The sequence below is a fragment of the Kocuria tytonicola genome, assembly GCF_003687175.1.
GTDB lineage: Bacteria > Actinomycetota > Actinomycetes > Actinomycetales > Micrococcaceae > Kocuria > Kocuria tytonicola.
In genome coordinates this window covers 23007-42949 of sequence record NZ_RDEX01000001.1, presented here as the reverse complement: position 1 = coordinate 42949, position 19943 = coordinate 23007, and the positions used below count along the sequence as shown (strand labels likewise).

Sequence of the window (19943 nt, the reverse complement as noted above, 5' to 3'; positions counted from 1 at the left end):
GGAAGTGACGCGCAATGCCTTCACTCGCCGCCCGTTCCAGCCGGGCCGCGCGCAACGTGCCGCGGGGCCGGGGCCCGGCCCCGCCTCGCCCGGAATAGGCTCGCCCCATGGACACCGCACCGCCCGCACCCCGCCGGATCCTGGTGGCCGGGGTCAGCGGCGTCGGCAAGACCACCCTGTGCCGGGAGATCGCCCAGCGCTCCGGCATCCCCCACACGGAGATCGACGCGCTGTTCCACGGTCCGGGCTGGACCCCGCGCCCCGAGTTCATGGCGGACGTCGAGCGTCTGGCCGCCCTGGACACGTGGGTCACGGAGTGGCAGTACGACGCCGCCCGCCCCCTCCTCGCCGACCGCGCCGACATCCTGGTATGGCTCGACCTCCCCTTCTGGACCGTGACGTTTCCCCGCGTGGTGCGCCGGACCGTGCAACGCCGTCTGAGACGGGAGGAGCTGTGGAACGGCAACCGTGAAGCGCCGCTGCGGAGCATCCTCACGGACCCCGAGCACATCATCCGCTGGGCGGTGACCACCCGGAACGGCTACCGGGAACGGATTGCGGCCCTCGCCGCGACGGCCCCGCACGTGCGGGTGGTGCGGCTGCGCCGTCGTCGTGAGGCGAGCTGGTGGGTTGCGGCAACCTGGCCGGGACACCAGGAAACGGGCGGGGCACATTCCGTCATCCATGGCGTCTGAGGAGAGGAAATACCAGCGGATCGCCATGTCCAGCGGGTATTTCTTCTCCTCAGCCGTTGCAACGCCCCCGACGACGCTGCGGCGTCGTCTCAGATCTTCAGGTGCACCAGGCTCGGGCCCTTCGTGGCGAGGGCCTGCCGCACGGTCTCCGCGAGGGTGTCCATGGTGGCGGGGAACCCGGTGGCGCCGAAGCCCTCCGCGAGCTTCACCCAGTCCGGCTGGACGAGGTCAACGGCCAGGGGGTCGATGTCCCGGTCCACCATGTTCTGGCGGATCTCGCCGTAGCCCCCGTTGTCCACGCAGATGATCGGCAGGTCCAGCTCCAGCTCCACGGCGGTCATGAGCTCCTGGATGGAGAACATCAGGGCGCCGTCACCCACCAGGCACACCACCGGACGCTCCGGGGCGGCCAGCTTGGCGCCCACCGCGGCGGGCAGCCCGTAGCCCAGGGTGGCGTACGTGCCCATGTAGAGCAGCGAGTGCGGCTGGGGTGCACGGAAGAACGTGGTGGAACCCATGTAGGTGACCTGGGAGGAGTCCCCGGCCAGGATGGTGTCGTCCGGGACCACCTCCATGATGGTCTCGTTGAGCGCCGCGAGGTCCGGGGCCCACTGGCGGCCCTCCTCGTCCATGGCGTCGAAGACCTCGCCGAGGTCGCGCTCGGGGCGCGGCTGCGCGCCGGTCTCCTCGAACGTGGCGCGCAGCCCGTCCAGCAGCTGGCGGACCACGGCGGCTGAGTTGCCCGGCACCTCCACGTCCGGGGCCAGGTTGCACAGCATCTGGTCCCGCATGATGTCCACGCGCACGATCGGGCCCTGCGGGGTGATGTCCCCGCCCCACAGCTCGGCCTCGCCCACCTTGGAGCCGATCACCAGTAGCGCGTCCGCGGAGCGCATGAACTCGTGGGCGGTGCTCAGCCGCAGGTCCGCGCCCAGGGAGAGCCGGTGCTTCTCGGGGATGGCCCCCTTGCCGTTGGTCGTGGTGATCACGGGCGCCTCGAGCAGCTCCGCGAGCTCCAGCAGCAGCGGGCCGGCCGCCAGGGAGCCGCCGCCCGCCAGGATGACCGGGCGCTCACTGGCCGCGAGCGCCGCAACGGCCGCGGCGACGTCGTGCTCCGGGGCGGGCGTCGGCTCACCCAGGGGACGGGGCGCCGTCGCGGACTCGGGGACGTCCGCGGCGGTCTCTAGGATGTCCAGCGGGATCTCGATGTGGATGGGCCGGGGCCGTGAGTGCGCGAAGTCCCGCATGGCGTCGTGGATCATGGTCACGGCCTCCGCGCCGGAGGTCACGCGGCGGGAGACGCCCACGATCGCGTTGACCGCGGCGGAGGGGTTCTTGGTCTCGTGCAGCGAGCCGATGTCCCGGAAGTCGTGGCCCACGGGGCGCCCTGGGGAGAGCAGGATCATGGGCCGGGACTCGGCGTACGCGGTGGCGGCGCCGGACAGCGAGTTGAGCAGGCCGGGCCCGGAGGTGGTGATCACCACGCCGGGCAGCCCGCGCACCTGGGACCAGCCGTCCGCGCCGTAGGACGCGCCCTGCTCGTGGCGCGTGGTGACCGCGCGGATGCCGAGGCCCCGCAGCGGCCGGTAGAACTCGAGCGAGTGGGTGCCCGGGATCCCGAAGACGGTGTCGATGCCGTACCCGCGCAGAGTCTCCAGCACGGCCGTGGCCACGGTGCGTTCGGGGCGCGACGCCGCCTGGGGCGCCTCGGTCGCGGAGGTGCTGTTCTCGGTGCTCATGCCTTGGACTCCTGGATGCGTTGGTTCCACTCGTGACTGATCTGGGGCGCCGTGGGCCTGGTCACCAGCGACACCACCACGAATACTACGGCCGAGCTCACGAGCCCTCCGGCGCAGCGCACGGCTGCGGTGGCGGACGGGGGATCTGGCGATAGTGTTATGCGTCAGGTCACAGAAAGTACCACCGCGGCGGCGTCGCACGCCCCGCCAGCCACCACCGCATCCTCCGGGCGATCCCCGGGAGGGAAGGAGACCCCGTGGAACCGGAACGCATCGTCGAGACCAACAGTGCTGGTGAGCAGCGGGTGGGGCCCGTGAACGCGGCGCTCACCCCGCGCTGGGCCGGTCCCGCCACCTTCGCGCGGCTGCCCCGCACGGACCAGGTGGAGCACACGGACGTCGCCGTGGTGGGCGTGCCCTTCGACTCCGGGGTCTCCTACCGTTCCGGTGCGCGCTTCGGGCCGAACCATGTGCGCGAGTCCTCCCGTCTGCTGCGGCCCTACAACCCCGCGCAGAACCACTCCCCGTTCGCCAACCTGCAGGTGGCGGACGCCGGGGACATCGTGGGCAACCCGTTCGACATCCCCGAGGCCATCGACTCCATCGAGTCCGCGGCCAAGGAGCTCATGGGCGAGAGCACCAAGGTGGTGGCCATCGGCGGTGACCACACGATCGCCCTGCCCCTGCTGCGCGCCGCGCACTCCCGCCACGGCAAGGTGGCGCTGCTGCACTTCGACGCCCACCTGGACACGTGGGACACCTACTTCGGCGCGGAGTACACGCACGGCACCCCGTTCCGCCGCGCGTTCGAGGAGGGGATCATCGACACCGACGCCGTGATGCACGTGGGCACCCGTGGGCCCCTCTACGGCACGCAGGACCTCGAGGACGACGCCCGCTTCGGCTTCGAGATCGTCTCCTCCGCGGACGTCATGCGCTCCGGCGTGGACGCCGTGGTGGCCGCCCTGCGCGAGCGCGTGGGGGACCGCCCGCTCTACATCTCCCTGGACATCGACGTCCTGGACCCCGCCCACGCCCCCGGCACCGGAACCCCCGAGGCCGGCGGCATCACGAGCCGCGAGGTCCTGGAGATCCTGCGCGGACTGCGCGGCCTGGACGTGGTCGCGTGCGACGTCGTGGAGGTCTCGCCCGCGTACGACCACGCGGAGCTCACCGGCATCGCCGCCGCGCACGTGGTCTACGAGCTCATCTCCCTCATCAGCCTGGGGGCCGACGCCGCCGCGGACGGCCCCGCGTACGGCATCTCGGGCACGCGCTACGGAGCCGAGAAGTGAGCGGCTTCGCGTCCCGCGCGGACGAGTTCCGCCCCTCCCCGGTCCGCGCCGTGTTCGAGGTGGCCCGCGACCCCTCCGTGGTGTCCCTGGCCGGTGGCAACCCGGACCTCTCGGTGCTGCCCGCGGATGCGGTGGGGGACGTGGCGTCCCTGCTGCTGCGCGGCCGCGCCGGTGAGATCCTGCAGTACGGCTCGGGGGCCGGCATGGACGGGCTGCGCGAGCTGGTGGTGAAGCTCATGGCGCGCGGCGGCTCCTCCGTGACCGGTGCGGACATCCTGCCCACCACGGGATCGCAGGCCGGACTGGACCTGGTGACCAAGCTGTTCTGCAACCCCGGGGACGTGATCCTCGCGGAGGGCCCCACGTACGTGGGGGCGCTCGGCGTGTTCGGCGCCTACGAGGTGGAGGTCCAGCACGTGGCGATGGACCACGACGGGATGCAGCCCGAGGCCGTGGCCCGGGCGCTCGACGACCTCGCGGCCCAGGGCAGGCGCGTCCCGTTCGTGTACGCGATCCCCAGCTTCCAGAACCCGACCGGCGTGACCATGCCGGAGGAGCGGCGTCGGGAGCTCGTGGCGGTGTGCGCGGAGCGGGACGTGATGATCGTGGAGGACGATCCCTACGCGCTGCTCGCCTTCGACCGCAGCGAGCCGCTGGCCTCCATGCACGGCATGGACCCGGAGCACGTGATCCACCTGGGCAGCTTCTCCAAGATCTTCGCCCCCGGGCTGCGGGTGGGCTGGATGGCCGCACCCCCGGAGGTGCGCGGGCGGCTGCAGATCGCCGCGGAGTCCGTGGTGATCCACCCCTCCAACCTGGCGCAGTCGCTCGTGACCTCCTGGGTGGGCTCCGAGCACTGGGAGCCGGCGCTGGACCGGGCGGTGGAGCTGTACCGGGAGCGCTGGGAGGCCATGAAGGAGGCCCTCATCGAGTTCATGCCCGAGACGGCATCCTGGACCACGCCCACCGGTGGCTTCTTCACGTGGGTCACCGCGGAGGAGATCCGCGGCAAGGACATCCTGGCCGCGGCCATCGCCCACGGGGTGGTCCTTGTGCCGGGCTCGGCCTCATATATGGACGGCCGGGACTCCAACGCGGTGCGTCTGGCGTTCTCGGGCGTGGCCCCCGCGCGCATCCGCGAGGGCGTCAAGCGCTTCGCGGAGGCCCTGCGGGCTCTGTGACAGCCGGACACCACGCCGCGTGACGCGGTGGTCTCGGGCGGGACGGGGGGTAACCCCCTCCCGCCCGAGCTCTGTCCGGTGTTGACAGCGGGGCGACTGACGACGCGCAGCAGACTACGTGGCCGGACCGGGAGAACGCCGTGTCCGAGCGTCTGCGTGTGCGCCCGTAAAATGGGACCCCATGGACATCTTCCGCGCCCCCACCCCCGACGACCACCGCGCGCACGTGCTCGCGAACGCGGCCCGGCTGCGCGAGGTGCTGCGGCACGGTGTGTATTTCCTGCGCCGCATGGAGGGGACGCGCGAGATCACGAGTCAGCAGATCAGCCTGCTGGCCATGCTGCGCGGCGGTGGCGTGCGGATGACGTCGATCGCCGCGAACCTCGGCGTGCGCACACCCACCGCGACCCAGAGCGTGGACCGGCTCAGCAAGGCGGGTCTGGTGCAGCGGGACCCGGATCCCACGGACGCGCGCGCCGTCCTGGTCTCTCTCACCCCGCACGGTGAGGAGGTCCTCGCGCGGGAGGACCAGCACCGCAACGAGCGCGTGGCGGACGTCCTGGGCGAACTCACCCTCCCCGAGCTGGAGAGGCTCGACGCCGCTCTGCCCGTCCTCGCCAAGCTCGCCCGGGTGCGTGAGGAGGACGCCCCGGCCGCGGACCGTTCCTGAAGCACCATCCCTGCCGGGCGCGCACCGTCGGGGAGGGAGCCCGCGGCACGGGGCTCAGGGCGCAGGAGCTCAGGGTCCGGGCGCCGCACGGCAGACGGGGCGACGACGCCGGGTCGGGTGCGGCGTCGCCGCTGCCGGCCGGGCGGTCACGCCGCTCAGATGGTCTCGGTGACGTCCTCCACCGCGAAGCGCGGGCTGCGGTCGTAGGTGGGCGCCTGCGGACGGCCCAGGTTGACCACCACGATGGAGCGCCTGCCGGTGCCCTCGAAGAACTCGTGGTCCACGGCGGGGGCGTCGAAGCCGGTCATGGGCCCCACGGCCAGACCCGCGGCGCGGGCCGCAATGATGAAGTACCCCACCTGGATGTGGGAGTTGGCCTTGCCGCTGCTCATGCGCAGCTCCGCGTTCTCGTCGTACATGCCCTGCATGTGCGGCGCGGCGGGAAGGAACTCGGGGAAGCGGGTGTGCCAGTTCTCGTCGTAGGACAGGATGGCGGTCAGCGGGGCCTTGCGGGTCTTCTCCTGGTTGCCGCCGCTCATGTGCTGCACCAGGCGCTCGCGGGCCTCCGGGGACTCCACCCAGGTGATGCGCAGGGGCTGGGAGTTGAACGCGGTGGGGCCCATCTTGGTGAGCTCGTAGATGGTGTGCTTCTGCTCCGGGGTCACGGGCTCGTCCGTGAAGTGGCTCGCGGTGCGGGCCGTGGTGAACAGCCGGTCCGCGTCCTCCGCGGTGATGTCGAGGGCGAGCTGGGTCATGGCGGGGGTGCTCATGGGGGTGTCCTTCCGGAACGGGGGCGCCCGGGCGACGGTGTGCCACCGAGCGAAATCATTTCTGAGGAAACCATACCGCCGATGACTCCCGGTGATGCCCGAATGTCGGGGATCTCACGCCAGGCTGTAGCTTGTCCGGGTGACTTCTGCGTTTCTCCCCGGACTGGTGACCGGGCTGGCCCTGATCGTGGCCATCGGCGCCCAGAACGCCTTCGTGCTGCGCCAGGGCATCCGCCGCGAGCACGTGGGGGTGGTGGTGGCCATCTGCATCGTCTCGGACATCTTCCTGATCGGCCTGGGGACCGCAGGGATCGGCGTGCTCGTCGAGCGGGTCCCGTGGCTGATCAACGCCTTCCGCTGGGCCGGGGTGGTGTACCTGCTGGCCTTCGCGGTGCTGTCCTTCAAGTCCGCGCTCAAGCCCCAGACCATGGAGGCCGCGTCCCAGGGGGCCGGGTCCCTGCGCGGGGTGGTCCTGGCGACCCTTGCCTTCACATGGCTCAACCCCCACGCCTACCTCGACGCCGTGCTCATCCTGGGCAACCTGGCCAACCAGCACGGGGGCCAGCGCTGGGTCTTCGCGGGCGGCGCGTTCACCGGGTCGGTCATCTGGTTCACGGCCCTGGGCGCTGGTGCCCGTGCCCTGTCCCACGTGCTCAACACCCCGCTGACGTGGCGGATCGTGGACGTGGGGGTGGGCCTGGTGATGCTCTTCATCGCGGTGCAGCTGGCGCTGATGCCCGCCGTCTAACCTGAGTATCTAAGTGAACGAAGTGCCAGGAAAGAAGTATGGTGGCAAAATTCTCAAAATGGTTTTCTAACCAAATCTCATTATTCATTTCAGCGCAAGCAAACAAAAAAATCACGGAAATCTCCCGGCGGGTTACGGAGTCGCCTCCCCCTCGAGAGGCGAGAAGTGCTCTACAGCGCATCTGTTGGGATGCCGCATTGGCTACCTCGATATTTGGTATTATTTTCTTGGCAAAACCAGTGCTGGCAGAGGTCGCGTTCCACCAGAACCAGGCGGGAAGGGACCCAGAAAAATTTTCGTGGCTGGAAATATTTCAGACCATAAAAACTGTTTTAGTGCAACAGTTTAGCCAAACTGGCAATCCGTCGTTAGGGACATTGCTGAGCCTAACAGGGCTTTTTGTGACTGTTTCCATCGGGGTAATTGTTTCTGGCAGGGCACTGCAGGGGAATGAGTTGCGTGTGGTGGATGCACTTAGGATCACCCAGTGGGTAGTAGCAACGTATAGCGTTTATTTTATTTTACTCGGCGGGGGCAGCGAGCGCAAAGAAATTATTGATCGAGACATAGAGTGGTTGCTGGGCGTTTCAATGCTTGCCGTTACTTCTACGATCATGCTTGCCGTAGAAGGGGGCGTGTTAGGTGCAAAGTCTCGAATTGAGGCCACGCGCGTAAAAGAAGATCGCTTGATGGCTGAAATTCGTTCCCTGAAGTCATATGCGCAAAAAAGCCAAGATGATTTTTCCCGGTTGCCTAGGGCTCGACGGGCCAGTGGTGTATCGAGAGATTCGCAAGTATATAAATTCACTTGCCTGCTTCCGAAAAGAATGAATACTTTCTGCGCCCTGATGTTGGGTGCTACGGTTGTATACAATGTCACGGCCGTAGTCTTGACCCTCAGGGAGAAATCCCTATTTTTGTTGGCCGGTATAGTTTTTGTGTATTTATTGTGGGCCGCCATGCTAGTTACCATTTACTGGACGGCTCCCCCGTGGAGCGAAGCCCAAAGGCTGGTCCGAAAAGCATGGGTATTGTTTTGGGGAATATATCTCATGGCCGCAGAGTATTTACTTCTTGGCCCCAGTGCTTACGGGTTGACAGTTTATTTTTGGCCGGAAATAACAACAAATAATTTCGGACAGCTCACTTTCGTAGCTTTGTCCATGACTTTATATTTCGGAAGCTTGCGAATCATCCAACAAGCAATAAAAAATGCATTTATTAGTTCGCCGAGGTTTTATCTCATGCATGCCGTGAAAATCAGACGTAATTTGAAATCAACGCAACTTAGGTCTCGTCAGCTCTCGGAAAACAATTTTTCCTCTACTGAACCGTCCCGCACGTGTGCTGAAATGGACTCATGACGCCCACCTCCTCCTACACCAGCAGCGGAACCGGGCGCAGGTCCCAGGAGTTCACGCCCAGCACGGCGGTGCGCGGGTTCCTGGAGCACTCCCGGCGCCGGGCCGCGGACCTGAGCCCCGGCTACGAGCGCGTGTGGGCCCGCGTGGCGGAGGTGGCCTACGCCGCGAACGGGCTGCAGCAAGACCTGGTGATGGCCGCGGTGGAGGCGTACCCCGCACGGCCCACCCGCCCCGTGCTCAACGCCGTGGCGGCAGGCTTCGAGCTGCTGAACACCGCCCTCCTGCTGCGCGGGGAGGGGGTGAGCCCCGGGACCGCGATCAGCGCGCCGTCGTCCGCTGAGCCTGACAGGACAGAGCCCCGTGCCGCGGCGCCGACCACCGGGAGTGTGCCACCCCAGGGCACCGACGACCCCGTCCACTACACGTCCCTCGCGAGTGAGCTGGCCCTGGCCGCCGCCTACCGGATGGTCGCCACCTCCCACGCGCCCGAGACCCGGCTCATCAAGCTCCTGGAGATCCTGGACCACGCGGTCTTCCACGCCGCGGCGGGGGAGCGGATCCTGGGTGAACTCACCCAGCGCGCGGCCACGGTGTCCCACGGCGAGGTGCTGGAGGCCCTGCGGATCGGCAGCGCCGTGCCCTGCTACGAGGCGCCCCTGCGCGCGGGTGCCGTGCTGGGCGGTGCCCCCACCGCGCACGTGAACGCCCTGGCGGACACCGGGCGCGCCCTCGGCATGGCCCACGGCCTCGCCCGGGAGCTGCGGCTCGCGGCCCACACGAGCGGCGGCCGCGGCGCCCGGGAGCTGCTGCGCGCGGACCGCCCCACGGTCCTGGGCACGTTCGTGGCCTCCGGCCCCTACGGCCCCGCGTGGCGCGGCCTGTGCGAGCGTGCGGCTGAGCACCGCCTCACGGACGACGACGCCGCTCACGCCCACGAGCTGCTCGAGCGCTCCGGCTCGGTGCGCGCCGTCGAACGCATGATGGGCACCGCGCGCACGCGTTCCGAGCACGCGATGGCCGGCGCGGACCTGCCTCCGGCCCTGGTGGAGCGGCTGAATGGCTGGGCCGACCGGGAGCTGGACTCTCCTGCAGCCTGACTTGGGGTTTCTCGCGAAGATCCGGCGCGGTGCACCCTGGATCCCCAGCTGCGGCGGTCCCGACGGACACACTGCGCGAGCGGGCCGGGCATTCCGCCGTGCCCGTACACCCTGAACGCGCTTCCCCTGAACCACGACGGCGCCCGGGCCGAAGCCCGGGCGCCGTCGTGGTGGTGACCGGAGCGGGGAGCCCCGGTGCGCGTCAGATCTGCGTGAGAGCCCCCACGGGGTTCTCGATGCAGTCGGCCACGAAGCGGATGAAGCCGCCGGCCGCGCCGCCGTCGCACACGCGGTGGTCGAACGCGATGGTCACCGTGGTGACCTTGCGGACGGCCAGCTCGCCGTTGACCACCCACGGCTTGTCGATGATCCGGCCGATGCCCAGGATCGCCGCCTCGGGGTGGTTGATGATGGGCGTGGCGCCGTCCGTGCCGAACACGCCGTAGTTGTTCAGCGTGAAGGTGGAGCCGCTGAGCTGGGCCGGGCTGGCCTTGCCGGAGCGGGCCACCTCGATCACCTCGCGCATGGCACCCGTGAGCTCCACCGCGCTGAGCCGGTCCGCGTTGCGCAGGTTCGGGACCATGAGCCCGCGCTCGGACTCCACGGCGATCCCCAGGTTCACACCGTCGAAGAGGGTGATGCTGCGGGTGCCGTCCTCGGCGGTGTCGATCCGGGCGTTGAGCTGCGGGAACTTCCGCAGCCCGGCCAGGGTGAACCGCGCGATCAGCGCGAGCAGGCTCGGCGTGCTCTGCGGGTCCTTGGCCTTGAGCTCGGCGCGCAGGTTCAGCAGCTCGGTGGCGTCCACGTCCACCCACACGGTGGCCTCGGGGATCTCCGTGCGCGAGCGGGTCATGGCGTCCGCAATGTGCTTGCGCACACCCTTCACCGGCTCGCGGGTGGCGATCGCCAGGCCCGTGCGGGAGTCCGTCTCGCCCGCACCGGACGACGACGCCGCCGGACCACCCACGCCCGGCCCGCCATGGGCGGGACCACCGTGAGCGTGTGCCCCCGGCGGGGGCGGCGGCACGGGCGCACCCGTGGCGGCAGGACCGGGAGCCGCGGGGCCCGGCACGGCCAGACCCGTGGGAGCCGGTCCGGCGGCGTCGGCGCGCATCCGCTGGTCCGCCACCTGCTCGAGGGCCGCGAGAACGTCCTTGCGCATGATCAAACCGCCGGGGCCGCTGCCCTGCACCGCAGTGATGTCCACGCCGTGCTCGCGCGCGAGCTTGCGCACGAGCGGCGAGATCACGGTGGGCGCCAGACGCGGGGACTCGGTGAGGGCGTCGTGCGTGTGCGCGGCGGAGCCCGTGGGGGCCGCACCCGCGGTCTCGGCGCCCGCGCCGCGCTTGCGGCGGCGGCGTCGGGACGAGGACGCGGCGGAGGTGCCGTAGCCGATCAGCACATTGCCGGAGGACTCCTCGTCCTCACCGGCGGCGGGATCGGCCTCGTCCACGGCCAGCTCGGCCGAGGGTGTGGTGCCCGCGAGCTCCTCCTCGCGGTAGCTCGCGGCGTGCTCGGCGCCGGGAGCCCCGGCCTCCGCACCGGTGCCGGCGGGGGCCTCGGGGGACTCCACGCCGTCGGAGATCGAGATCAGCGGCTGGTCCACCAGCATGGTGTCGCCCTCGGCGCCGTGCAGCGTGTGGACCACGCCCTCGAACGGGGTGGGCACCTCCACGGCGGACTTGGCGGTCTCCACCTCCACGATGGGCTGGTCCATGGTGACGGTGTCACCCTCGGCCACGAGCCAGCGCAGGATGTCCGCCTCGGTGAGGCCTTCGCCCAGGTCGGGCAGGTTGAACACATTGATGCTCACGGGTCAGTCCTCCCACTGCAGGTCGTCCAGGGCGTCCAGGATGCGCTCGGAACTCGGGATGTGGTGGTGCTCGAAGGACGGCGAGGGGTAGGGGATGTCGAACCCCGTGACCCGCAGCACCGGCGCGGCGAGCGAGTGGAAGCAGCGCTCCTGGGTGCGTGCGGCGATCTCCGAGGCCACGGACGCGAAGCCCTGGGACTCGGCGACCACCACGGCGCGCCCGGTCCTGCGCACGGAGGCGGCCACGGTCTCGTCGTCGTAGGGCACCACGGAGCCCAGGTCCACGACCTCCACGGACATCCCGTCCCGCGCGGCCTCCTCGGCCGCGGCCAGGCACACGGGCACGGACGGACCGTAGGAGATGAGGGTGGCGTCGGAGCCCTCGCGGGCGACGACGGCGTGCCCCTCGCGGGTGGGCAGGCCCCCGTTCTCGTACTGCTCGCGCAGCTCGTCCAGGTCCACCTGCGCGGTGGACCAGTACAGCCGCTTGGGCTCGAAGAACACCACGGGGTCCGGGGAGTCGATGGCCTCGCGCAGCATCACGTACGCGTCCCGCACGGAGGCCGGGGTGAAGACCTTCAGCCCGGGGGTGTGCGCGTAGTAGGACTCGGAGGAGTCGCAGTGGTGCTCCACGCCGCCCACGCCGCCGCCGTAGGGGATGCGGATGACCAGGGGCATGGTGAGCTTGCCCCGGGTGCGGTTGTGCATCTTGGCCACGTGGGAGGCCACCTGCTCGAACGCGGGGTACGCGAACGCGTCGAACTGCATCTCGGCCACGGGCCGCATGCCGTTCATGGCCATGCCCACCGCGGTGCCGATGATCCCGGACTCCGCGAGGGGGGTGTCGAAGCACCGCTCGCGGCCGAAGCGGGCGGTCAGGCCGTCGGTGATGCGGAACACGCCACCGAGGGTGCCCACGTCCTCACCGAAGACCACGACCTCCCGGGAGGCCTCCATGGCGTCCGCGAGTGCGGTGTTCAGCGCCTTGGCGAAGCTGACTTTCGAAGCGCTCATCACGCCTCCTCTCGGGAGAGCTCGTCCGCGAGCTGGGCGCCCTGTTCGCGCAGCTGCGGGGTGGGTTCGTGGTAGACGAAGCGGAACAGGTCCTGCGGGTCCAGCTCCGGCTTGGAGGACATCGCCTCGCGCAGCCGCTTGGCCATGGCCTCGGCGTGCTCGGAGATCCTGCCCGTGACGTCCTCGTCCAGCGCGCCCTGGTCCTCCAGGTAGCGCTGCATGCGCGTGATGGGGTCCTTGGCCACCCACTCGCTGACCTCGTCGCGCTCGCGGTAGCGGGTGTCGTCGTCCGCGTTGGTGTGGGCCTGCATGCGGTAGGTCATGGCCTCCACGAGCAGCGGTCCGCCGCCCTGGCGGCACAGCTCGATGCCGCGCCCCAGCACGGAGAGCAGCGCCGCGAGGTCGTTGCCGTCCACGCGCTCGCTGGCCATGCCGTAGCCCACGCCCTTGTGCGCGAGCGAGGGCGCACGGGTCTGCGAGGACAGCGGAACGGAGATCGCGTAGCCGTTGTTCTGCACCAGGAACAGCACGGGCAGCTGGAACACCGCGGCGAAGTTCAGGGCCTCGTGGAAGTCCCCCTCCGACGTCGCCCCGTCACCGCACATGGCCAGCGTCACCGTGTTCTCGCCGCGCAGCTTGGCGGCGTGCGCCACGCCCACGGCGTGCAGCAACTGGGTGGTGAGCGGGGTGGCCTGGATGGAGACCTTGTACTTCTTGGGGTCGTAGCCGCCGTGCCAGTCGCCGCGGTAGGTGCTCATGACCTCCAGCGGGTCCACGCCGCGGGACATCACGGCCACGGAGTCGCGGTACGTGGGGAACAGCCAGTCCTCGTCCTCCAGGCACAGGGCGGCGGCCACCTGGCACGCCTCCTGGCCGTGGCTGGAGGGGTAGACCGCCATGCGGCCCTGGCGCACGAGCGCCATGTTCTGGTCGTTGATGCGCCGGCCCACCACGAGCTTCTCGTAGGCGGCCAGCAGCCGGTCCGTGTCCGGCATGGGGTACTCGTGACCGGGCTCCTGGCCCTGCTCGGTCTTCGGCACGGCGGTGCCGTCCGGGTTCAGCAGCCGGATCTCGGAGCTCGCGGGCAGCATGTACTGCTCGGGGGTGATCCCGAAGTTCTTCGAGGCCTCCACCGCCGGGTTGACGGGCGGAGTGGGCTCCCGGGTGGCGGACTCGCCACCTGCGGGGGTGGGCTCGCTCATGGTGCGTCCCTTTCTTCTCAGGGTGGAACTCGGTGGTGTCCTCGGGCCCGGCGCGCACGCGCGCGGGACGCCGCGTGGGACACGTCGTCCGCTCAGTATGGGGAATGGGGGCGCTCCGTCTCCACACCGGGGGGAATCCGTGGACGGTAGACTCTCAAAACAGATTTTCGGTGGACGAACTGCCCACAGATGATGTGCGCCACGCGGAAATGTCTTGCACATCACATCCGTGCGGCCGTCGTGGCGGGGTCGAACCCGCGCTCGGGGGTCGGGCCGGCGTGGCGGCTGCGGCCCGCGGCGGGCGGGCGGCCGGTCCCCGGGAACCGGCGGTGCGGCGTCGTCGGCGGGCGGAGCGGCGAGCAACGGAGAGGGTGGGTCGGATGGTGGAGAGCAAGCGCGTGGACCTGGACGAGACGGACCGGCGCATCCTGGACGAGCTCACGCGGGACGCGCGGCAGTCCGTCACGGCACTCGCGGCCAAGGTTCACATCTCGCGCGCCCACGCGTACGAGCGCATCCGCAGGCTGCACGAGAAGGGCGTGGTGCTGCGCTACACGGCTGTGATCGACCCGGCCAGGGCGGGTCTGGAGGCCTCCGCGTACGTGACCCTGCGACTGAAGCAGAACACGTGGGACACCCTGGGCCCCAAGCTGCGCCGCATCCCGCAGGTGCAGCACGTGGCGCTCGTGGGCGGCACCTTCGACGTGATGCTGCTGGTGCGTGCGCGGGGGACCGGCGAGCTGCGGGACGTGATCTTCGAGCGCATCCAGCCCATGCCCGAGGTGGTGGACACCCAGACGTTCCTGATCTTCGAGGACGTGGACGTGGGGGGCTGAGAGCGGCCTGCGCCCTCGGCGTACCCGTGACGGAACCCCTCAGCAGGCTGACATACTGGCACCGACACGGGCGGTTGCCCACCGCTGCCGGGTGAGGCGCCCGGTTTCCACGCACACGACACGGGGACGACACATGAGTGACAACGCACGGCTGGCTCTCGTCACGGGAGCCACGGGCTACATCGGCGGCCAGGTGGCCCAGGAGCTGCTGCGCCGCGGCTGGCGGGTGCGCCTGCTGAGCCGCAGCGCGGAGAAGGTGCGCAGCCTGCCGTGGGGTGACGCCGTGGTGGCCGAGGGCCGCTCCGCCGGACCCGGTGAGGCGGAAGTGGTGGAGGGCAATGCCTCCGAGGCCGCCGACGTCTCCCGCGCCCTGCAGGACGTGGACGTGGCCTGGTACCTGCTGCACTCCATGGGCGACTCCGAGAACTTCGTGGCCGAGGAGGTGGAGATGGCCGAGACCTTCGCCTCCGCGGCCCGCGACGCCCACGTGAAGCGCATCGTCTACCTGGGCGGTCTGCACCCGGACGACGAGCCGGTCTCGGAGCTCTCCGACCACCTGCGCTCGCGCGTGGAGGTGGGCCGGGCACTCCTGGACTCCGGGGTGCCCACCGCCGCACTGCAGACGGGTGTAGTGATCGGGGACGAGTCCTCCTCGTTCGTCATGATCCGCCACCTCGCGGAGCGGCTGCCCGGCGCCGTTGCGCCCCACTGGGTGCGCAACCGCATCCAGCCCATTGCCGTGGCGGACGTGGTCCACTACCTGGTGGGCGCGGCGGACCTGCCCGCGGACGTGAACCGCACGTTCGACGTGGGCGGTCCGGAGGCCATCGAGTACGCGGACATGCTGGACCAGTACGCTCGCGCCGTGGGCAAGGGCCGCCGCTTCATGCTCACCGCGCCCGTGACCACCGCGGGGCTGGCGGCCTACTGGATCGGCCTGGGAACCCCCATCAGCTCCAAACTCGCACGGCCGCTGATCGGCAGCCTGCAGCACGACACCGTGATGCACGAGCGGGACCTGGACGACTACATCGGAGCGCCCGAGGGTGGCCACACCTCCTTCGCGGACGCCGTGCGTGCCGCCGTGAAGGACATCGACGTCAACCGCTGGCGGCGCGTGTTCCTCTCCACCTCGGCGGCCGTGGCACTCACCGCAGTGGTGGGCACCGTGGCCAGTGCACCGGACTCGCGGTGGTACGAGAAGCTGCGCAAGCCCGCGTTCCAGCCGCCGGCCTGGGTGTTCCCCGTGGCCTGGACCGCTCTCTACGCGGACATTGCCGCCATCGGCTCGCTGTCCATCGCGGACCTCGGTGAGCAGAAGCGCACTCGCGAGCAGAAGGCCTACATCGCGGCGCTCGGGGTCAACCTGGCTCTCAACGCCGGGTGGAGCGTCCTGTTCTTCCACCGCAAGCAGCTCACGGCCGCCTCCGTGGAGTCCGTGCTGCTGGCGGCGAGCAGCACGGACCTCGTGCGGCGCAGCGCCAAGGTCTCCCCGGAGAAGGGCGTGGTCCTCAGCCCGTACGCCGGGTGGACCGCCTTCGCGTCCGTGCTCTCCACGACCATCCGGGCGATGAACCCCCGCCGCTGATCCCCGCGGGGCGGCCTGCACGGGTTACGGGGCCACCGCCCTGGGGCGCTCCGCGCGTCGCACCCCGACGTGCGGGCTCTCGGCCCACGAACGTTCCCGACGGGCACTGCCGCCGGGCGGAAAGGACTCACTGGTGAGCGAACATCGGGTCAGCCCCTACGGGGACACCACGGCGGCCACGCGCAAGCGGACCGTGTGGGTGGTCATCGGCACCGGTCTGGTGGCGGCGGCCTGCCTCGCGTGGTCCCTGCGCATCCCCGCCGGGGACCCGTGGTTCTACCCCGCCACGTTCGTCCTGGCCGGCGTCTACATGGTGGGCAGCTCGGTCGCCGTGCGGATGACCGGTGAGCGCCTGCCCTGGCGGGTCACCCCCCGGGGCATGCGGGATGCCCTGATCGGGGGAGCGGTGCTCGCGGTGGTGTTCATCGCGGGCGGGTTCATGGTCCGCTTCATCCCCTCCCTGGGGGACCCGGTGCACCAGCTGCTCAACCACGCCCGCGTGGGGAGCCTCGCCATGGTGGCGCTGACCACGGCGGTCAACGGCGTGGCGGAGGAGACCTACTACCGCGGCGCACTGTGGCGGATTCTGCCCCGCGGCCGCCGCATCCTGGTCACGACCATTGCCTACACCGCGGTGACCTCCCTGGCCGGGATCCCGCTGCTCGCCTTCGCCGCGGCCGCGCTCGGTGCCTTCGTGGGCTACCTGCGCGAGCGCACCCGCTCGCTCGTGCCGTGCATCGTGACGCACCTCGTGTGGTCCCTGACCATGCTCTTCGTCCTGCCGTACGTGGTCTGAGGCACGACGCCGCCGCACCGCCCGGGCCGCGCCCCACGGCACCCGCGCCGCCCCGCGCCGTCGTCGCCCCCGGCGACAGGTGCGCGCCCCGGTCTCACGCGGGGCGCGTGAAGGCGAGCCACATGGTGGGGATGATCCGCTGGGCACCGCGCCCCGAGTTGCCCATGGCCATGTGGTCCGTGAGCTGGCCCGAGTAGCTGGTGAGCAGCATGCGGGCCACGTCCCCCGGTGGCACCGTGAACGCGAGGTGCTGGGAGGCGGCCACCCGCACCAGGGCGTGCTCGATGGACTGGTAGAGCCGCTCGCGGATGGGGGCCATGCGCTCCCGCAGCTGCGGTGAGCGGAACGCCGCGATGGACAGCTCCACCCGCAGGGCCTGCTGGTTCAGGTTGGCCACCTGGCCCGTGACGCCCTCGATGACGCGCGTGACCACCTGCTCCACGTCCAGGCCCGAGCCCAGCCAGTGGTCCAGCTCCGAGCCCAGGGTCTCCTCGAGCTGGGTGGTGAGGTCGTCGAACGCGTGGATCGCGAGTTCCTGCTTGGACTCGAAGTTCGAGTAGAAGGCCCCCCGGGTGTAGCCGGCCGCCGCGCACAGGTCACTCACGGAGGCGCCGTCGATGCCCTGCTGGGCGAAGACCGCGGGGGCGCTGCGGATCAGCTTGAGCCGCGTCGCGGAGCGGGAACGTCTGTCCCTGCAACCGTCCTGTGTGGCAGTCTCGGCAGGGACGGGCCTGGGATCCCCCGCGGAGCCCGCGGCGGATGTGCGTGGTGTGTCTGTCTGATTGCTCACGTATCCATCGCCTCGTCGTGATCACTGGATGCATCAGTGTATCGTGTTTTCCGAACCCAATGCATTCGTGTATCCAATGCACCGTCCACTGCACCAGGAGAAACCGGTGACGCCCAAACACGCTCCCGCCCCTTCCTTCCGGGCCCGACTCGGCCGGCCGTTCGGCCAGTTCGGGTTCTGGCTGCTGCCCATGCTCGCCGTCCTCGCGGTGGGAGTCATCGGCACCGCCCTCTACCTGGGAGGCCTGTCCAGCCCGGACAAGCACTTCAAGGAGTTCCCCATTGCCGTGATCAACCAGGACAAGGGCGCGGACGTGCCCCAGGCGGACGGCAGGACCAGCCGGGAGAACCTGGGCAAGGACCTCGTCCAGAAGTTCGCGGACAAGGCGGCGGAGGACGACAAGATCGACCTGCGCCAGCTCAGCATGGACGAGGCCAGGGAGCAGCTGGACCGCGGTGAGCTCTACGCCGCGGTGGAGGTCCCGGAGTCGTTCTCCGAGGACACCGTGAGCCTCATCGAGGGCTCGCTCACGCGCGGCAACGCCGCCCGCCCGGAGGTCACGGTCTACACGGACCCGCAGGCCGGCTCCCTGGGCACCCGACTGGCCACGGGCGCCGTCGAGCCCGGCGTGCAGGAGGCCAGCAAGGCGCTCGGCGAGCAGCTCACGCAGTCCGTGGCGCCCGCCGAGGAGCAGGCCTACAACCGGGTCCTCCAGCAGCTGCAGCAGTCCCAGCAGCAGCAGTCGCAGCAGCTGCAGCGCCAGGCCGCGCAGGGCGGCCCCGAGGTCCAGCAGTTCGCCCAGCAGGTGCAGAAGTCCCAGCAGGGCTCGGCTGAGCAGATCGCCAAGGAGCTCTCGCCCACCGTCAGCTCGGTGGCCAAGGACACCCTCAAGGACCCCGTGTCCATGGTCTCCAAGGCGTACAACGACCTCCCCGAGGGCACCGCACTGGGCATGAGCGCGTTCTACTACTCCATCCTGCTGCTCGTGGTGGGCTTCTCCGGCTCCGTGGCCCTGAACCTGCTCATGGACGGACGCATGGGCATGGCGCCGTTCGAGATGGGCCCCGTGTTCCGGGACCACACCCGCGCCGTCCTGCCCCGCCCGGTGGGCTACCTCATGAAGTGGCTGACCTTCGTGGTGGCCGCCGCCCCCACCTCCGCGCTCATGATGTGGGTGGCCTCCAGTGTGGGGATGCCGGTGCCGCACGGGTTCCTGGTGTTCCTGCTCGGCTGGTTCGCGATGTCCACCGTCTCCGCGATCGTCCTGGCGTTGCTCTCGGTGGGCGGCAGCGTGGGCATGCTCGTGAGCATGGTCTACCTGGTGTTCATGGGCCTGCCCTCCGCCGGCGCCGTGGTGCCGCTCGAGGCCGTCCCGGGCTTCTTCCGGGCGATCGCACCCATCGAGCCCCTGCACCACATCTTCACCTCCGTGCGCTCGGCCCTGTTCTTCGACGCCATCCCGGAGGCCGGACTGACCACCGGTGTCATCGGGCTGGCCATCATGCTCGTGGTGGCACTCGCCGTGGGGCTGCTCGGCGGCTGGGGCTACGACAAGTGGGTGGGTCTGCGCGGCGCCGAGGGCGTCGGCAGGCACACGGCCGAGTCCGCTGCGATCACCGGACGGAAGCCGCAGCCCAGCAGGACTGCGGAGAACCCCACTGTGCCCAGCGGCGCTTCCGCCTAGGCTGGAGCCAGGAAACGACCAGTGAGCCGCCGGGCGGCTCGGACCCCACGGAGATGACATGAGCAACGAACCGCAGCAGCCGCGTCCCGACTACCGCGCACCCGAGAGCCGCCCCGATCTCCAGGGGCAGCCCGGCGGCCCCCAGGGTGGCTACCCCGGTGGGCCGCAGTTCGGCGCGCCCCACGGCGGCTACCCGGGAGGCCCCGGCTACGGTCCGGGTCCCGGCACCCCCGGCGGGAATCGCCGGGGATCCTCCGGGCCGCGGGACGACGAGAAGACCGTGGCCGTGCTGACGCACCTGGCCGGGCCCATTGCGGCTCTCGTCTCCGTGGGCTCACTCGGCTTCCTGGGTCCACTCATCGTCTGGTTCGTCTACAAGGACAAGAGCCCTTTCCTGCGCTCGGCCGCCGCGGGGGCGTTCAACTTCAACGTGACCCTGTGGCTCATCAACGTGGTGGGGTGGATCTGCGTCTTCACGGTGATCCTGCTGCCCGTCGGCTTCATCCTGATGGCCGCGTACTGGGTCCTGCTGTTCGTGTTCCACATCATCGCCGCCGTCAAGGCCGGCCACGGTGAGGCGTACCGCTACCCGTTCCAGCTGCCCATCCTGCGCTGAACGGTCCACGACGACGCCGCACGGCCCGGTTCCCCACGTGGGGGC

General features: G+C 70.0%; 18 protein-coding genes. 12 read left to right on the top strand and 6 right to left on the bottom strand.

Annotation, left to right across the window (positions count from 1 at the left end; translation table 11 throughout):
* The first annotated feature begins 107 nt into the window (after positions 1–107).
* Positions 108–695 (top strand): P-loop NTPase family protein, encoded by a 588-nt coding sequence (locus EAE32_RS00180; protein ID WP_121846169.1) that lies wholly within the window; start codon positions 108–110, stop codon positions 693–695.
* 89 nt (positions 696–784) lie between these two features.
* Here EAE32_RS00180 and EAE32_RS00175 read toward each other — a convergent pair whose 3' ends face one another.
* Positions 785–2434, bottom strand: coding sequence for a thiamine pyrophosphate-binding protein (locus tag EAE32_RS00175; RefSeq protein WP_121863777.1), 1650 nt, complete (start codon positions 2432–2434; stop codon positions 785–787).
* A gap of 257 nt (positions 2435–2691) precedes the next feature.
* On the opposite strand from EAE32_RS00175, the gene speB reads away from it, so the two are divergent.
* The 3 genes from speB (at position 2692) to EAE32_RS00160 (ending at position 5580) form a co-directional block, all read left to right on the top strand.
* Positions 2692–3729, top strand: a complete 1038-nt coding sequence (gene speB, locus EAE32_RS00170) for an agmatinase (protein WP_121863776.1) — start codon at positions 2692–2694, stop codon at positions 3727–3729.
* Positions 3726–4910: an aminotransferase-like domain-containing protein gene (locus EAE32_RS00165; RefSeq protein ID WP_121863775.1), complete on the top strand. Its 1185-nt coding sequence runs from the start codon at positions 3726–3728 to the stop codon at positions 4908–4910. The genes speB and EAE32_RS00165 overlap by 4 nt, the downstream gene beginning before the upstream one ends.
* 181 nt (positions 4911–5091) lie before the next feature.
* On the top strand, positions 5092–5580 hold the full coding sequence (locus EAE32_RS00160) for a MarR family winged helix-turn-helix transcriptional regulator (RefSeq protein WP_121863774.1): 489 nt from the start codon (positions 5092–5094) through the stop codon (positions 5578–5580).
* A 155-nt stretch (positions 5581–5735) separates the two neighbouring features.
* Here the strand turns inward: EAE32_RS00160 and EAE32_RS00155 are convergent, their stop codons facing one another.
* Positions 5736–6350, bottom strand: a complete 615-nt coding sequence (locus tag EAE32_RS00155; RefSeq protein WP_206059865.1) for a malonic semialdehyde reductase — start codon at positions 6348–6350, stop codon at positions 5736–5738.
* 139 nt (positions 6351–6489) lie between these two features.
* Here EAE32_RS00155 and EAE32_RS00150 point away from each other — a divergent pair, with 139 nt between their 5' ends.
* The 3 genes from EAE32_RS00150 to EAE32_RS00145 are packed head-to-tail and all read left to right on the top strand — an operon-like array spanning position 6490 to position 9559.
* On the top strand, positions 6490–7098 hold the full coding sequence (locus EAE32_RS00150) for a LysE/ArgO family amino acid transporter (RefSeq protein ID WP_207803834.1): 609 nt from the start codon (positions 6490–6492) through the stop codon (positions 7096–7098).
* A 38-nt stretch (positions 7099–7136) separates the two neighbouring features.
* Complete coding sequence (locus EAE32_RS11650; protein ID WP_124035137.1) at positions 7137–8462, top strand: hypothetical protein; 1326 nt, start codon at positions 7137–7139, stop codon at positions 8460–8462.
* Positions 8459–9559 (top strand): polyprenyl synthetase family protein, encoded by a 1101-nt coding sequence (locus tag EAE32_RS00145; protein WP_121863773.1) that lies wholly within the window; start codon positions 8459–8461, stop codon positions 9557–9559. Before EAE32_RS11650 ends, EAE32_RS00145 begins: the two co-directional genes overlap by 4 nt.
* A gap of 202 nt (positions 9560–9761) precedes the next feature.
* Here the strand turns inward: EAE32_RS00145 and EAE32_RS00140 are convergent, their stop codons facing one another.
* Genes EAE32_RS00140 through EAE32_RS00130 form a run of 3 tightly spaced genes read right to left on the bottom strand, consistent with a single transcriptional unit; the run spans position 9762 to position 13588 of the window.
* Positions 9762–11372, bottom strand: coding sequence for a dihydrolipoamide acetyltransferase family protein (locus tag EAE32_RS00140; protein ID WP_121863772.1), 1611 nt, complete (start codon positions 11370–11372; stop codon positions 9762–9764).
* 3 nt (positions 11373–11375) lie between these two features.
* Positions 11376–12386, bottom strand: a complete 1011-nt coding sequence (locus EAE32_RS00135) for an alpha-ketoacid dehydrogenase subunit beta (protein ID WP_121845949.1) — start codon at positions 12384–12386, stop codon at positions 11376–11378.
* On the bottom strand, positions 12386–13588 hold the full coding sequence (locus EAE32_RS00130) for a thiamine pyrophosphate-dependent dehydrogenase E1 component subunit alpha (RefSeq protein WP_121863771.1): 1203 nt from the start codon (positions 13586–13588) through the stop codon (positions 12386–12388). Before EAE32_RS00130 ends, EAE32_RS00135 begins: the two co-directional genes overlap by 1 nt.
* A 380-nt stretch (positions 13589–13968) precedes the next feature.
* On the opposite strand from EAE32_RS00130, the gene EAE32_RS00125 reads away from it, so the two are divergent.
* The 3 genes from EAE32_RS00125 to EAE32_RS00115 all read left to right on the top strand — a co-directional run bounded on the left by EAE32_RS00125 (position 13969) and on the right by EAE32_RS00115 (position 16808).
* On the top strand, positions 13969–14424 hold the full coding sequence (locus tag EAE32_RS00125; protein WP_121845951.1) for an Lrp/AsnC family transcriptional regulator: 456 nt from the start codon (positions 13969–13971) through the stop codon (positions 14422–14424).
* A 133-nt stretch (positions 14425–14557) separates the two neighbouring features.
* Positions 14558–16012 carry a tryptophan-rich sensory protein gene (locus EAE32_RS00120; RefSeq protein ID WP_121863770.1) on the top strand — a complete coding sequence of 485 codons (1455 nt, stop codon included), beginning with the start codon at positions 14558–14560 and terminating at the stop codon, positions 16010–16012.
* A 133-nt stretch (positions 16013–16145) separates the two neighbouring features.
* On the top strand, positions 16146–16808 hold the full coding sequence (locus EAE32_RS00115) for a CPBP family intramembrane glutamic endopeptidase (protein ID WP_121845953.1): 663 nt from the start codon (positions 16146–16148) through the stop codon (positions 16806–16808).
* Positions 16809–16902: 94 nt separating this feature from the next.
* On the opposite strand, the gene EAE32_RS00110 is transcribed toward EAE32_RS00115, so the two are convergent.
* Positions 16903–17598, bottom strand: a complete 696-nt coding sequence (locus EAE32_RS00110) for a TetR/AcrR family transcriptional regulator (RefSeq protein WP_121845954.1) — start codon at positions 17596–17598, stop codon at positions 16903–16905.
* A gap of 106 nt (positions 17599–17704) precedes the next feature.
* Between EAE32_RS00110 and EAE32_RS00105 the strand changes: the two genes are divergently transcribed.
* Positions 17705–19282 (top strand): YhgE/Pip domain-containing protein, encoded by a 1578-nt coding sequence (locus tag EAE32_RS00105; protein ID WP_121845955.1) that lies wholly within the window; start codon positions 17705–17707, stop codon positions 19280–19282.
* Positions 19283–19340: 58 nt separating this feature from the next.
* A complete protein-coding gene (locus tag EAE32_RS00100; RefSeq protein ID WP_121845956.1) occupies positions 19341–19898 on the top strand; it encodes a DUF4870 domain-containing protein in 558 nt (185 codons plus the stop codon).
* Positions 19899–19943: the final 45 nt, after the last annotated feature.